The sequence below is a fragment of the Saprospiraceae bacterium genome (genome assembly GCA_016717265.1).
GTDB lineage: Bacteria > Bacteroidota > Bacteroidia > Chitinophagales > Saprospiraceae > Vicinibacter.
Window position 1 is genome coordinate 2,194,722 of sequence record JADKFX010000001.1, and the last position, 15,346, is coordinate 2,210,067.

9 protein-coding genes are annotated in these 15,346 nt (G+C 32.6%); 7 read left to right on the forward strand and 2 right to left on the reverse strand.

Annotation, left to right across the window (positions count from 1 at the left end):
* Position 1 precedes the first annotated feature (1 nt).
* The 4 genes from IPO86_08490 (at position 2) to IPO86_08505 (ending at position 5,222) form a co-directional block, all read left to right on the forward strand.
* On the forward strand, positions 2-835 hold the full coding sequence (locus IPO86_08490) for an ABC transporter ATP-binding protein (GenBank protein ID MBK9728138.1): 834 nt from the start codon (positions 2-4) through the stop codon (positions 833-835).
* Positions 836-844: 9 nt separating this feature from the next.
* Positions 845-2,320 (forward strand): hypothetical protein, encoded by a 1,476-nt coding sequence (locus IPO86_08495; protein ID MBK9728139.1) that lies wholly within the window; start codon positions 845-847, stop codon positions 2,318-2,320.
* 99 nt (positions 2,321-2,419) lie between these two features.
* Complete coding sequence (locus tag IPO86_08500) at positions 2,420-2,791, forward strand: hypothetical protein (protein MBK9728140.1); 372 nt, start codon at positions 2,420-2,422, stop codon at positions 2,789-2,791.
* A 40-nt stretch (positions 2,792-2,831) separates the two neighbouring features.
* Complete coding sequence (locus tag IPO86_08505) at positions 2,832-5,222, forward strand: T9SS type A sorting domain-containing protein (protein MBK9728141.1); 2,391 nt, start codon at positions 2,832-2,834, stop codon at positions 5,220-5,222.
* 123 nt (positions 5,223-5,345) lie between these two features.
* Here IPO86_08505 and IPO86_08510 read toward each other — a convergent pair whose 3' ends face one another.
* Both IPO86_08510 and IPO86_08515 read right to left on the reverse strand, forming a co-directional pair.
* Positions 5,346-6,905, reverse strand: a complete 1,560-nt coding sequence (locus IPO86_08510; GenBank protein MBK9728142.1) for a DUF2779 domain-containing protein — start codon at positions 6,903-6,905, stop codon at positions 5,346-5,348.
* Positions 6,906-7,042: 137 nt separating this feature from the next.
* On the reverse strand, positions 7,043-7,510 hold the full coding sequence (locus IPO86_08515; protein ID MBK9728143.1) for a hypothetical protein: 468 nt from the start codon (positions 7,508-7,510) through the stop codon (positions 7,043-7,045).
* Positions 7,511-7,663: 153 nt separating this feature from the next.
* Between IPO86_08515 and IPO86_08520 the strand changes: the two genes are divergently transcribed.
* The 3 genes from IPO86_08520 (at position 7,664) to IPO86_08530 (ending at position 15,195) form a co-directional block, all read left to right on the forward strand.
* Positions 7,664-8,251 (forward strand): hypothetical protein, encoded by a 588-nt coding sequence (locus tag IPO86_08520; GenBank protein MBK9728144.1) that lies wholly within the window; start codon positions 7,664-7,666, stop codon positions 8,249-8,251.
* Between the two features lie 449 nt (positions 8,252-8,700).
* Positions 8,701-9,420, forward strand: a complete 720-nt coding sequence (locus tag IPO86_08525; GenBank protein MBK9728145.1) for a hypothetical protein — start codon at positions 8,701-8,703, stop codon at positions 9,418-9,420.
* Between the two features lie 24 nt (positions 9,421-9,444).
* The gene (locus tag IPO86_08530) at positions 9,445-15,195 is read left to right on the forward strand and encodes a T9SS type A sorting domain-containing protein (GenBank protein ID MBK9728146.1); all 5,751 of its coding nucleotides are present in this window, start codon (positions 9,445-9,447) and stop codon (positions 15,193-15,195) included.
* Positions 15,196-15,346 lie beyond the last annotated feature (151 nt).

Genomic DNA, 15,346 nt, shown 5'->3' on the forward strand with positions numbered 1-15,346 from the left:
AATGAGCAAACCCGTTTTTAAAATAAGAAATTTATATTGTGGCTACAAGGAGAATAAGCCTATCCTTTTAATTAGGAATTTAAACATAGAGCGCTCTAAACTCTATTTTATTATTGGACCATCGGGTATTGGTAAAAGCACTTTCATTGAAGCCGTAGGACTTATGAACAATACAATATTAAGCAAGGCTTCAGAGCTATTGACCTATTCTAATAATGTAGGAGAAGATTTTGAATTGCTTCATATCTGGAATAATGGAAAAGCGGGAATTGAAAATTTCAGAAAACACTATTTCAGTTTTCTTTTTCAAAATAACTTTTTGATGCCGAATTTTACATCCGGCGAAAATATCAAATTTACCGCTCTGTTTAAAAGTGAAAACGGCCAAAATATAGATGATGACATTCAAGACTTAATGTTGAAAGTGGATTTAGATTCATCCTTTTATGATAGGGAAGTAGCGCAACTTTCCGGAGGACAGAAACAACGAATTGCCTTTATCCGATCACTCATAGCTCCTTTTGAAGTGCTTTTTGCTGATGAGCCAACAGGTAATCTCGATCCAATAACTGCCCGAAAAATGATGCATTTGCTTGCATCTGAGATTAAACAAAATGGTCAAACCGTAATTATTGTAAGCCATGATATCAATTTAGCAATGGAATTCGCGGATGTCATTGTGCCTATCAAAATATTCATAGAGAACAAACAATCTTTGGGTTGCATCGATGAAGAGTTTGTAGTTCGCAAATCCAATGATTCCTGGCAGCTTTCTTCAGGTTTACAAATAGCAGATATTGAAAATTACTTAACCGACGTATTCAAAGTCAATTAGTGTGGGAATATGAACAAAAATACCGAGTCATATAAGCGCTTATTGATTTCAAAAGAATACACTGCTTTTCAGGGAAAGAGAAAAATCAATCAATGGATACTGACCACCATCATTGTGATTTCTATAGGTTGTATAGCGCTTGCTTTGGACATTTATAAATCCCTTCAAAAAAGAATGAACAATCCATTCACCAACTGGGTGGATCTTCCTGTATTATATGAATTCAGGGATAGCATTAAAACCATGGAGGAACAAATTCTTTCAGATGGAAACAAATCGCTTTTCAATCTCCAAAGCATCATAGAGTACAATCAAAAGTTACAAGCCATTTTTGAAAAAGATCTTGAAAAACAGCGTCACTTATTTATCCGATCCATGCAGTATGATGAAGAGCTGTTTAAAAAAATTACCGAACCTTCCAACCTGGCATACTTTAATAACCTTGAAGCATTTTCTACGAACAAATGCGATGTTTTTATTTCTGAAGAGATATTTAAGATGTTAGATCTGAAATGGATTACAGGAAAGGAGATGAAAATTGGATTTAGTTTTAGGGATAAATTATTAATACTTAATGTCCAGGCCGTTCTCAAAGATATACCCAACCAAGCCAATTTGATTTGCTCTTCCGAAATGATGAATTTGCTCACAAAGCCTGTTGAGGAATCAAGATTTTACAGAAATAGTGAGCTTTCTGAAATTACCTTTCTACTAAAGAACGAAATCAAAGAGTTTAATCCGGGCATCATTTCAGGCAATAAACTGGAAACATACGACAAGGGTATCATTAAATTATATGGGGATCATGATTACTATACTATTAAGTTATTTTATAGAGATTATCTTAATGAAAAATCTATTGACAGCATAAAATCCAATTTGAATAAACAATCTAATGCCCAGGTATTAGATTTAGTTGAATGGGAATGTGTTGCATCTAATAAATATTTTGACAGGCCTCAATATCTGGCTTTCAATTTTCAGAAACTAAATAAGATAAGAAGCTTCAAAGAATACCTGCAAAACAAATACCTGATAAACCTGGATATCTCAGAAGTAGAAGACAAAGAAAATTTTGCGCTTGTAAGCAAATTAGCATCATCTGCCATAATTAGTATTGTGGTTATCGGGATGCTTTGTTTTATTATCTTTTTATATTTTCTAATCAGCAGCCACATTGATAAAATCAAGCAAAATATCGGCACTTTTATGGCTTTTGGGTTATCCAATAAAGATATTTTAAGATCCTATGTATATATTCTAATGAAGCTGCTTTTAGTCTCCGTTGTGTATGGTTTGGCATTATTATTTTTGATTGAATTTGCTTCAAGGCTCACTAATGGGGAAAGTTTATTGGATTTGTTAAATCCATTTATATATTTGGTTATTTCAATTTTCTTAGTAACCGGATATATTATTGTTTATTTTTTAGTCAAAAGAATGAGTCAGTATACTCCTGGCGACTTAATTTATAATCGTGTTTAATACTTGATGATGAAGTCATACTTTCTAATAATAATTTTAGTTTTAGTAATTTCTTGCAAAAGTGAGACAACCAATAACCCTTTAAGTACGGGAAATTCTATGATTGATAGCACTTTGCTTAGATCGCAAAATCAAATAGATACCGCAACACAAAGCGCAGCAAGTACTGAGCCAGATAAAAAAATTGACCCTGAGATCAAAGTAAAAGAACGTATGCACGATAGCGAATATGTGGAAAAAATTAAGGCGCAAGTAAATAATAGCAAGTTTAAAGAAAAGTCCTGTGAACAGATTTTAATCGAGTACAAGGAATTAGCAAATCAAGTAATAGCTTCCAAAAATCCTGGGCTGTTTAGAGAAAAAGGATGGAATAAAAACGATCCTATTTTTCAGGCATGTCTTCAGGGGAATGATAAATTTAAAAAGGAGTATTTTGAGCTTAATGATAAAATGATTGAAGTTTTGAAATAAATAAATAAGTAATTTTGAATACAATTAAAACCATTTTAATATGAAAACAATTTTATTGCTCGCTGGAATTTTTATAAGTTCTATATCTATTGGACAAATAAAATTATATGAGACATACAGGTATAATCCTTCTTGCAATGTGTGTAATGGAGAAGTTATCATAGGAATAACAGGAGTATATACGCCATACTATGCTTATATAACAGAGAATGGTTTAACTCGAAAAGGATTCGGTCCCTTCTATGGCTCTAGTCTCAGGATACATGAACTTTGTGCAAAATCATACCTCCTGGAAATTTATGACGCCTGTGGATGCTATGGCAAATATAGTTTTAATCTTAGTTCCGGAACATTAAGTGCCACTGTTACAACCACGAATGCAAATTGCAATAACCCTAATGGCACAATCACAATTAATGTAGGCAATTCAAATTATTACAATATCTATTACAGGAGATATGATGAGAGTGCTGAAAAATTGCAATATTTACGGGGTCCCAACATTCCTTTAGGATCTTTTATTCCAGGAATCTATTATTTGAGAGTAATAGATGGTAATGGTTGTGAAAAATCACTTACAGCTGAAATTTTAAGTAAATCCTTTAGTGCCAACACCACAATATTAAATGCTTCATGCAATAGTAATAATGGAAGCATTCTATTTAATTTAAGTGGGGGTCAATTACCATATAATATAGAATGGTATGGTCCAACCACAGGTAAAATGGACTCGTATCAAAATAGTTTTTCAATATTTAATTTACCGGGCGGAACATACACTATTGTAATAAGAGATAATAAAGGATGTAGTAATGCATTGACAATTGTAATTGGAACAATTAATACCATAAATCCTGTATTTAAATCTGGAATTTCAGATTGCGATGGGAATAATGGTTCTATTGACATAATGACTTCAGGAGCCAATTTGCCATATACTATTACATATTCTGGGCAGGGAATAAACGGGACAAAAAATGTGACGACTACTTCTACCCAATTAACCGGATTGAAGCCTGGAACATACAAGATAGTAATTATAGATGCCAAAGGTTGTAAGGTTGAAAGTGCTGCCGATGTTTTAAATGGTTTTCCCTGGATTCAATTAGAATCTATCACACTTGATAACTGCTCATCGAATGGTTCTGTCAGTGCAACACTTTGGCGCTTTACTTCTTTTAAATTATATGGATCCGATGGAAAATTAATAGATTCCAAAACGGGCAATGGAATTTCTTCTCCGTATTATAAAGGAAATCTCATGGGTGGCTTGTATACCGTGGTTATTGAATATAGTGGTTGCTTAAGAACATATGAATTTGAAATACCATCGAATGGACCTACAACCACAGTTATCAATCAAACTCCAATAAATTGCGCAACAGGAACAGGTGGACTTATTGAATTAAAAATTTCAGGAGGCAAAGGTCCTTATACGGTACAATACAGACATGAAAGTGAAATAGGTCATAAGTCCTTAGGCAATTTTTCTGGATCCGCATATATTCCAACTTTAAAAGAAGGGTATTACTTTATTTGTATCATTGATCAAAATGGCTGCTCCACTTTGATCAAAGTTCTAGCTAGCATCACCGGAGGACCAGAAATCATCCAACTTAATACTAAACCATCAACCTGTTACTTACCCAATGGGGGCCTTGTTATAAAGTTAACTACTTCAAAATTGCCTTATATTATACAATTGAAAGGTCCAACGTCATTAGAAACATTCAGTTTTAGTGCTGATTTTCAAAAAAGTGACTTGCTTCCGGGTGATTATTTAATTACATTTTCCGATGCAAATAATTGCAAAATTCAAAAGACTTTTCATGTGGATGACGAATCAAATGATATAGTTGATCCAACTAAATTGACTACTTTAAAAGGCTCGGGACAATCCATTTTAATTTACAACGACCTTGTTACAAAAGGATATTATGTGTGGGGTCTAAGTTTTTGCAGAGGCAATATTCGAATCGACACTATACTTGGAGAAGGAATCAATAATATATTTTATTATGGCTATGGCAATTCCGACACACTTGTAAACTACCTGAATAAAAATCATTACTACCTGTGGTCCAAGGCATATGATAGTGATCTTAAAAGAGGATGCAGCAATTTACGGTATTTAAATGGTCCGACAAACCTACCTTGTCTGACTTCAACTAAAGACAGCTACTTAGCAGATAATATATTAATTTTTCCAAATCCTGCATCAGATTATATTAATATTGAATTAGGCAATGTTCTCTTTAGTGCTGTAAATTTTAGTTTATTTAATACCACTGGACAGTATTTTAAGATTCAATCAAAAAGATTAAATGGCAATCAATTGCAACTTGACATCTCCACTTTGCCTAAAGGCATTTATTTTTTAAGTATAAAAATTGGTAATGAGAAAATAACTAAACGGATTATTGCAATGTGAAAACATGGCATCATAAATAATAAATTAATTAATTGCCAATTGTTCAATCTCATGTTTGGCTTATTTGTCTGCGTGTTCGGATAAGATAAAACAATCATTAATCAAAAAATCTGTTAAATTCAATCACATTTCTTTTAATCGTGGAAATTTTCCAAAAGATTTTCCAATTTTATTACATATCGCTTTAAAAATCTCAACCATCGCCAAAGTATCAAGCTTGCAATATGTAAGTAAATCTGATATAATCTTTTCTTTTTTCATATCTAGATTGCTTCCAAATACCAAATTCTTCCAGGCAGTTGTTGCAGTTCCTCCATCAGCAATGGGCAAATCTTTATAAGAAAGCTCTGGGACCAATACCGGCAGAACTTTCTTTATGGAACTGCTACCCTTGAAATCCTTATGAACATACATCCTTTTGGAAAATATTTCCATCAGATCGAAAAACCGCTCATTTATGCCAAGTAAAAAAGGAGTTAAATTTTGGACAGCTTCAGCAAGTCCTTTATTGCACATGCCTTCAAATTTTTTATTCCATACGACCACACTTCCGGAATCTCCTATATCTGATCTCAATTGACGGCTGAGATACTCCATTGGATTTGTTTGGTCCAGGTGAATGTATTCGCGATGTACAAGTTCACTATTGGGTTCTTCTATTATGTGTAGCGAATATTGAAATGGAATTTGTTGAAATGGTTTTGTCCCATCGTAATTCGGAATTGCTGATGAATATGTTTCATAGTCAAGAAAATATAATGGATATTCAAGTTTTTGCAAGACATCTTCTATTTCAGCTCTATGAATGATTTCTTCATTCCGATTCCAACTATATATCTGATCCCGATGCGTGTCAGTGAGATCCCAATTTGCTGGTACATCTTCTATTCTTATTATTTCTTTTTCAATAAATTCTACGAGCCTCTTTTTACTGGCACCGATCCTTGATAAATCATGCACAGTATATCCAATCATTTCAGGATGTAAATATGGGAGAGCAGGGCATTGGTTTTTCCTTGCTTTATACTTACAATCGCAGGTGACAGGTTGTAATTTCTTCGTTGATTTTGATAAAGCCGATAACATTCTTTGTTTAATGTTTTCACTTATAGATGAAATATCTTTGGTGACATCAGAAATATTAAAAAGACTTGGAAGATCTAATTCACCTGACTTGACATAGGTTTTATTCAATTCTACCAGAAATAATCTATCAACCTGATATCCAGCCAATGTAATGACCAAATATTGAAAGCAAAGATCATTTAGATGATCTTCCTTGTTAGGAGCTTGTTCGACATCTTCGGAATCTGAATCCTGACTGGATGAACTGGATTTAATCTCATAAATATCAATGTGCTTATCTTCTTTAAAATGTACCAGATCAGACTGAGCAAAAAACCCTCCGGCTATAAAAGCAGCTTGACCTAAATAAAATTCTTCTTTATTATCGAATTTCAAGGTTTCCGCAACTGCATCAAGATTTTTTAAAGTTAATACATGTGCATTGGGAAACATCTCATAGAATTTTTGCTCTACCATTTTTCCCTGTTCGGATAATGCTTTTTCGAAATCACTCATTTGTTTTTCAACCAAAACATCCGGATGATTTTTATAGAACCAGAAATATTGTTCACATTTCAGGTATTTTTTGAAATCGGATTTCGAAACTAAATCATGCATTGGTTTTATCTCTATTTAACCATTCCATCCAAATATTTTGATTGATATACGGAATGTTCTTAAGTTTACACACCTTCATTGTATGACCAGCGCCACCAGTTTCTGGATTATCAAGATCATCATAAAAGAAGCCAAAACTAGCCCGGCAGAATTTGACCTTTAATTCCAGTTACCTTTAAAGTGTCACGGATGATATAAGCTGCTTTTATTGAATATGAATTCCTTACACCATTTGCGTATTGGTCAATTAGATTTTTAGTTTTAATATTTTGCTTTGATAAATATAAGACTTCTTCTTCAACCACAATATTACATTCTTCCATTGAATAGGTGTATAGGCTTTCAGAATGTTTGTTCCGGTGATTTTTATAAGGAATTACAAGTTGAATCCTTTCAGGAGCAACCTGTTTAACACCATTTATAAATAATTCATCCGATCCACTAGCATTGCCACTTCTGAATATTAGATGCTTGGTTTTCAAAGCAATCATACTACCAAAATCCTTTAGTTTCTCTTTATCCGCCTCTAGAACTGTCCTCTTTCCTTCAAGTAAGGCAACTGATCCCGGATGATCATATTGCTGAATAAATTCCTTTAAGGTCATAACATTATAAATTGAAACTTGACATGAATCCCTTTAATTTACCTGCTAAAAAAAATGATAGAAGTCCGTTTATCAAATACTTTATTGTTTTTCAAGGTTAATGACGCAACAAAGTTATTAATGCTTTGTATATTTAACTGCTATTTCTAATAAATGAGATCCGAATTATCTGCCATTTTAGAACCCTATAATCACGATGACAACGTCTGTAGTTTTATTGGTACTCATAAAATCAAAGCAGAGGATTGTCATCAATTGATAAAACTCGGTTCTTTGCTTGTCTGGAATGCAAGTAATATGGTCTTCCGCTCTGGTAACTCTAAAGGAGCTGACTTTTATTTTAACCAGGGAATTATTAATAGCGCTGATTGGCGACTTCAAATAATTGTACCTCATCATAATTATTTTCATTACTACAACAAGCCGGATAACGAATGCCCACCTGAAAAGCAGATCAGACATCCTGCAAACCCTTCACATAACTTAGATAGATTTAGTTATCATGTTCTACGGAATATTTTCAACTCATTGGGTCCATCAATTATTCCCATTTCGGGCACATCCTTTGAAAGAATACAGATAAGCATCTTAGGTTATCAAAAATTAAAACCAGCTTCCGTGATTTTCTTTTACTGTGATCCAGAAGGTGAAAATAATGAAATCATCTCTCTGGGTAAAGACATCTGCAGGAAAAATGGAATTCGATTTTTTGATTCAACAGAATGGATGTCATGGCTATAATTATTTAATTAGAATAGTACCTTATTTGGAACTTTTTAAAACGTTTGCATATTTAGCGGAAGTTCCATTGCACTTTTTAGAATTATGCTTTAGTAGTATGGCTAATTCTAAATCTGGATTTTGATTAGTTTGGTAAGCGCAAGCCGCAAGCTATTTCATATAGGGTTCTGCGGTGTTGCGTTTTAGGCTAGAGTAGTTTTATGATTTGATGCCCAGTTCATGTATTAATCCTTAGAAAAAAATTTCAACTTGAATTTTAATTTCTTCTATACAAGACTTAACATTATATAGATGTGTCGATACTTCCTAAGTATAAATTAAACAAATAAAAATACATATTCCTAGTTTGGTACCCATCTCCATGCAATATTGTTTTAATTACCTTCATTGCAAATTAATGCTACAATAATACTGTCGTAAAATAATTAATAGTAATTTATTTAATATTTATGAAAAAAATAATATTATTCGCAATAATTCCAACTCTTCTTTTGGGCTTTGTTGCATTCTACAAATACGGTTCTTTTACTATGGAAGGCAGCTCGACAAATAATCAAGTTGAGCAGACTAATAATATAAATGCTACAGTAAAATCAAATCTAAACGCTGTAAATAGCAATTCTAACGCTAATCATCCTGAATTAGTTAAAGAAAACGTGAATAGCCAGTCAATTAAAAAAAATGATATACCAGCAAATTGGAAAGTTTACTCAAATAATAAGCTTGGAATTTCTTTTTCTTACCCAAACACATGGGTACAATATGAAAAAGAAAATGACTTTATAAATTTATCAGGAAATATTACCGGAACAGAGTTTGGTTTTAGTGACTCAACAACTCAAACATTTTTAATAATTAATTACCATCGAAATAGCCCGGATAAAAGTATTTACAGTGATGCATTATCTAAGGCTGATGCAAATCCTGGAGATTCAGAGCTCAATATTGACGGCATTAAAGCAATCAAAAGAATTAGTATAATAGATACAGGCTCAAAAGGTCAGAAACTAAAGCCTCCATTTAAATTAATTTGGATTAATTTTTTGGATAAGAATAAATCCATTGGAGAATTTGACATGCAGTTTAGAACGCCAATAACTGAACAAAATGATGTAAACATTGAGATCTCCCAATTGGATAAAATCTTATCTAGTTTTAAATTTTATTGATATAAAAGTTTAAATTTCGATAATATGAAAAGACATATTCTCATAATGTCAATGCTATTTATCACGGGCAATTTAATCGTTGCACAAGCAATACGTGGTATAGATGTCTCCCACTATCAAGGTACAATAGATTGGAAGAAGGTTCATGATGGAGCAGGTATAGTCTTTGCTTTTGCGAAGGCAACAGAGGGTATAACTAATTCTTTAAACGATGATTTTTTTACTAAAAACATGATAAATGGAATTAATGCAGGAGTGGTAATGGGGGCATATCATATAGCTAGACCGACCATTAATTCAGCAGAGGATGAAGCCAACCACTTTTTAAGTGTCGCAGCTTGTTTCATTGGGCCTGGTCAATTACCTCCGGTATTGGACCTAGAACCAGACTATATAGATCCACTAACTAAATCAGCTTTGTCTGCCTGGATACTTATATGGGTGACAACAGTGCAAAATGCAACTGGAATAGCACCTATTATATATACTACTAGTTTTTATGCAGCTAACCGAATAAATATAACGTTAAATTCTTATAAACTTTGGATTGCTACTTATCCTAGTAACCCAATTATTCCACCATCCAATCTTGGTGTCTGGTCAAATTGGACATTTAATCAATATTCAGCAGATATCGCCATGATCTCAGGTATCATTACGCCTGTCGATTTAGATGTTTTTAATGGGTCAATTAATGACTTAAATAATTTGATTGGAGTACACCCCAATCCTCATTCATTTGATCTTAAATGGGCAAATAGTATCGGAGGAATTAATAATGACGAAGCAAAATCAATATTAATAGATAAAAATGGAGATTATTATCTAGCTGGTAAGTTTAGTGGATCAGTTGATTTTGATCCGGGACCTGGAAATACAATACTAAATTCAAATGGCTCAATATTCATAGCTAAATATGCGAACAATGGAGATTTTATATGGGTAAAACAATTAGAAACAAATTATATAGGTGGATTTGGTTGGCCACATGGATATCCTGGAAAGGTCTGTATGGCAATAGATAATAATTCAAATTTATTAATTACCGGTGTTTATTCTGGAGCAACTGATTTCGATCCTGGTCCTGAAAAATTTAAACTAACAGCTTCAACTGATAACGCATTCATTTTAAAACTTGATCCAGGTGGCAATTTTATATGGGTTAAGGTATTTAATTCAATAGGATCAAATGAAATCAAATCCTTGGCAATAGATTCGGATAATAATGTTTATACAGTTGGAACATTTAGGCAAAAAACCGATCTCGATCCTGGATTAGGTACTTTTGATACAAATGTAGGATCTAGCATGTTTATTGATAAATTAAATGAATCTGGTAATTTTGTATGGGCAAAGGCATACAATTTAGGTTTCCCAGAATTTGATTATTCTATCAAAATTGATTTATCTAATAATCCAATTATTTCTGGCTCATTTACAAATAAATTTTCATGTTTTAATTGTGGCCTAGAAGGTACTTTGGTGTCACTAGGGTTTTATGATATTTTTGTAGCAAAATATAATAGTGCAGGTACTATATTATGGGCGAAATCATTCCCATCTAATGAAAACATACAGAATACCGCTTTTAATTATGACAATTCAATTGAAATTGACAAAAGTGGTAATGTTTATATCATAGGTAATTATTTTACTCCAACAGACTTTGATCCAGGACCAGGTCAGTATTATTTAGATCCATTTGACTTATTTAATCTTTTCTTTAATACTTTCTTAGTCAAACTAGATCCACTCGGAAAGTTTGTATGTGCAAAAAGAGTATTAAGTGGGTCTGGTGGCTATATAAATGATATAAAAATTAAAAATGATTTTCTGTATATAACAGGTGTATATAATAGTAATACACCTATGAATACAGTTGATTTTGATCCGGGGCCTAATAAATATTATTTAAATTCGGAATTAGATTACTGTTTTGAATGCGATAATTATGATGTTTACATCACAAAATTAGATCTTAATGGCAATTTTGTAGATGCACAAAACTTTGGAAGTAAAACTCGAGATATTTCAAGTGAGCTTGCAATTGATGAAAAAAACAATTTATTTATAACTGGTGCTTATTCAAGCTCAATTAGTAATCATATAAACGGTTCTAAACTCGAACTTTCATCAAAAGGTCTATATGATACTTATGTATTAAAGTTTGGCCAAGATTTAAACGCAATACCTAAAGTTAATTCTTTAATTTGTACAAATGTTATTAAAGGTCATCAAGGCATTCAGGAAAATAAAACGATATACGAAGATCATACACCAAATGCAAACAATGAACCAATAAAAATTTGCGCTGACGGTTCAACCGCCACGTATTTCAAAATCAATGTAGCTTCTGATCCTCAAAATTTCAGTTTTCAAATTCTTAAAAAGAATGGAAATATAGCTAATTCGACAGATGCAGATACTATTGGTTTGCTTGGTACTGCCTATTTAATTAACAATGGTAATGATGTTGAAATCTCATATACTGCTCCAAAATATATGGAAGGTGAAGGAATTCATAGGACTCTTACTTTGCAAGTAACTTATAAAGGCATTGCAATTAATAACATTAATTTTCCCTTGCATATTTATAGAGCACCAGTCATGTTTGTGCATGGTATCTGGGGAGACAAAATGTCATTTCCTAAGGAGTCAGCGGTGTCATTTGGGGGGGTAATAGGTTCATATTTCCCAACTGGAGGCATAATCAAATATTTAACTACAAGCGAGAAATTGTATCCATATTATCCCAAAATTCTTAGTGATATTGAGGAGAGAGCACCTTTGTTTTGGTTTGTTGACTATTCCAATGTAAATGACGCATCTGGTAAGTTCAATGAGTATCAAAATGTAATTTATGGAGATATGAGTGTATTTTTAAATAAATTAAGACTAAATAAATTTTCTTGTTCAAAAATTGATTTGATGTGTCATTCAATGGGCGGAATAGTAGCGAGATTATTTCTACAAGACCCAAGGTATAAAAACAATAATAATATTCATAAATTTATAACTCTTGATTCCCCACACAATGGAACTCAATCTTCAAATTTCCTTTTATCACCTGTTGGAAAAACTGTTAAAGATTATTTTAACGATCATGATATGCCTTGTGATAATGGGGCAGTTGAAGATTTAAGCGCTAATAGTTGTGCGATGCAATTATTAAATGCAGCTGGACAACTTCAATATTTTAAAGAAAGGAAAGTGCCTACAAATGTGATTATATGCAAAGAAACGCCCAAGGATTGTGAATCTTTAGCAACTTGTGGCTTCAGTGAACATTTTATTGTAGCCAAATCAACAAAAGCATACAATAAATATTACAAGACTAACTTATCTAAAGTTGAATTTGTTTTAAAAATGTTTGACAATGATAACAGTGATTTAGTTGTACCTATTAAATCGCAAAAGAATGGTTTATCAAAGTCAAGTGAATTTGAAAATTTAACGCATACTGACATAAGAGTTAGTCCTTCTGATGAAGCATTAAAACACTTAAAAAAACTATTAAATGCAAATAATAATGATGCCACCCTTTTTAGTATAGATGGATTCAGTCCAAGTAAATTAAATTCTGTTTTTGGTGAGGAATGCAATTTAAGAGGGTTGCCACCATCAATTGAAAACAATCTGCTTTATAAGCTTGAAATTGTTGTATTAAATCAAGGTGATATACAGAGCGATGATACGCTTAAAATAAAAGTTATTGGGTCACTGAATTTAGATGAAATTGAATTAACCTGCGGAAGCTCTAAATACCCAATTTTTTATAATAATTCAACTAATTTGGATACAGCAATATTCAATATACCCCTTTCTGGCTTAGTTGATGGTTCAGTTATTATAATGGCGCAAGGATTTGATTCGACAGCATACGTAATTGAGAAACACATATTTATTAATGTTTTACCTACATCAACTCTCGAGTTAATAAAAGCAGATAAAGATACTTTTTTAATAGATCATGAAAATGGAGGAAAAGTTTACGTCATGGGCTTTTACAACGATAGTACTTCTAGAAATCTATATACTAGAAATGGATTAGTTTTTTGTATTTCGGATCCAAGTATAATTGATATAGATTCAAATTTAATAATTACTCCATTGAAAGTGGGATCAACAGATGTCATATTCAAATACAAAGACAAGAAGGACACTATAAATGTGAATGTATTAAATATTTCAGACATACATCCATCAACTTTTCTAACTGAAAATTACTCAATTTGTTCTAATAGTATTATTTCATTCAAAAATTTAACCAATGGTAATCCTATTTCATTCTATTGGTCATTTCCTGGCGGATTTCCTTCAACTTCTACATTAAAAGACCCAATTATAAAATATTCTGCTTCTGGAAATTATAAAGTATCTTTAATTACGAGTTTTAGCACTGGAAGTGATACCTTAATTGTTGACAGTCTAATAACCGTAAATTTAAAACCCATAGTCAATTTCAACCAACCCAATGTAAACGCTCCAACAATTAGCGGTCCTTGCACTGCTATTCTCGATGCTGGTAATCCTGGTTCAACATATTTATGGAGTACTGGTGAAACAACCCAATACATCACAGTCAATATATCCGGATCTTATATAGTTACTGTAACAAATGAAAATGGATGTTCAAGCATAGGAGACGTTTTTGCAAACATCGCAGACAAAGTAAAACCTGTTGTAAAAACAAAAAATATAACGGTTTACCTCAATGATAATAATTCTAAAGTCACTATAACACCAGAAATGATTGACAATGGATCAAGCGACAATTGTGGAATGAAGTCAATTGTAGTGAATCCAAATATGTTTGAGTGTAAAAATGTCGGTTCAAATACAGTCTATCTTACTGTGACTGATAATAATGGTAATACAAGTTCTGCAAGTGCATTAGTGAATGTAATTGATTCTCAATTTCCAAGGATAACTTGTCCTGCAGATAAGCAGGGTATTACAAAACCGGGAGCTTGTTCAATACCTTCCAGTTCTACTCCTCTTGGTAGTCCTACGGGATTAATTGATAATTGTGGTATAAAATATCCTGTAACTAATAATGCACCGGCTAATTATTCTGTGGGAATTACAAATGTAATCTGGACTGTATCAGATGTCAATGGCAATAAATCAACTTGCATACAACAAGTAACCGTATTACCATTCACTTGTGGTAAACCAAGTCAAGTGTTAGTATCAGAAATTACAAAGAGCTCTGCTAAGATTAAATGGATAGCTGGCACTTGTGGGACTCAACATCAATTAAATATTCGTCAGGAGATTATAACTGGTATTTATGGAGCATGGAGTGCATGGATAAGCGCAAGTGGTCCCGGATTACAACATGTATTTACTAATTTAGTATCTAACAAGAATTATCAATTTCAATTAAGAGGACTTTGTGGTACAGTTTATTCGGGTAATGTCATCGGTACTTTTAAAACAAAGCAAAACTTGAAGGATGATGAATCACAAAACAGAAGTGCAGATGGTAAGGATCGCGCTGATAATTCAAATGAATCAATAGCAAAAATAGAGATCATACCAAATCCTGCAAGAGACTATACTACACTTTTGATTCAGGGTTTTGAAAAGCAATCTAAAGAAGTGACTATGCTTGATTTTAGTGGTAAACTGGTATTTAATATCACTGTCAATGCTACAGACAATCAATTGGAATTGGATCTGAATAAATTATCAGTGCATTCTGGAATTTATTTGATCAGAGTTTCAGATAATCAAAAGCAAAAGACAGAGCAATTGATGATTGAGAGGTAGTATAATCGAAAAATAATATAGGTGTATATGCATTTCCTTGTACGAATACCATGCATCAGCGAAAGGAGAATATATAAGCTAGTTACAATTGCTAGGACGGATACGATAAATTAGTCATGAGACTTTTAGATGTTCTCTTATGAAGATTTTA

What these genes read in the sequence shown, in the direction of transcription:
- IPO86_08505 (MBK9728141.1), top strand. Translation starts at nt 2,832, where the DNA reads ATGAAAACAATTTTATTGCTCGCTGGAATTTTTATAAGTTCTATATCT.
- IPO86_08510 (MBK9728142.1), bottom strand. Translation starts at nt 6,905, where the DNA reads ATGCATGATTTAGTTTCGAAATCCGATTTCAAAAAATACCTGAAATGT.
- IPO86_08500 (MBK9728140.1), top strand. Translation starts at nt 2,420, where the DNA reads ATGATTGATAGCACTTTGCTTAGATCGCAAAATCAAATAGATACCGCA.
- IPO86_08515 (MBK9728143.1), bottom strand. Translation starts at nt 7,510, where the DNA reads ATGACCTTAAAGGAATTTATTCAGCAATATGATCATCCGGGATCAGTT.
- IPO86_08495 (MBK9728139.1), top strand. Translation starts at nt 845, where the DNA reads ATGAACAAAAATACCGAGTCATATAAGCGCTTATTGATTTCAAAAGAA.
- IPO86_08520 (MBK9728144.1), top strand. Translation starts at nt 7,664, where the DNA reads ATGAGATCCGAATTATCTGCCATTTTAGAACCCTATAATCACGATGAC.
- IPO86_08530 (MBK9728146.1), top strand. Translation starts at nt 9,445, where the DNA reads ATGAAAAGACATATTCTCATAATGTCAATGCTATTTATCACGGGCAAT.
- IPO86_08490 (MBK9728138.1), top strand. Translation starts at nt 2, where the DNA reads ATGAGCAAACCCGTTTTTAAAATAAGAAATTTATATTGTGGCTACAAG.
- IPO86_08525 (MBK9728145.1), top strand. Translation starts at nt 8,701, where the DNA reads ATGAAAAAAATAATATTATTCGCAATAATTCCAACTCTTCTTTTGGGC.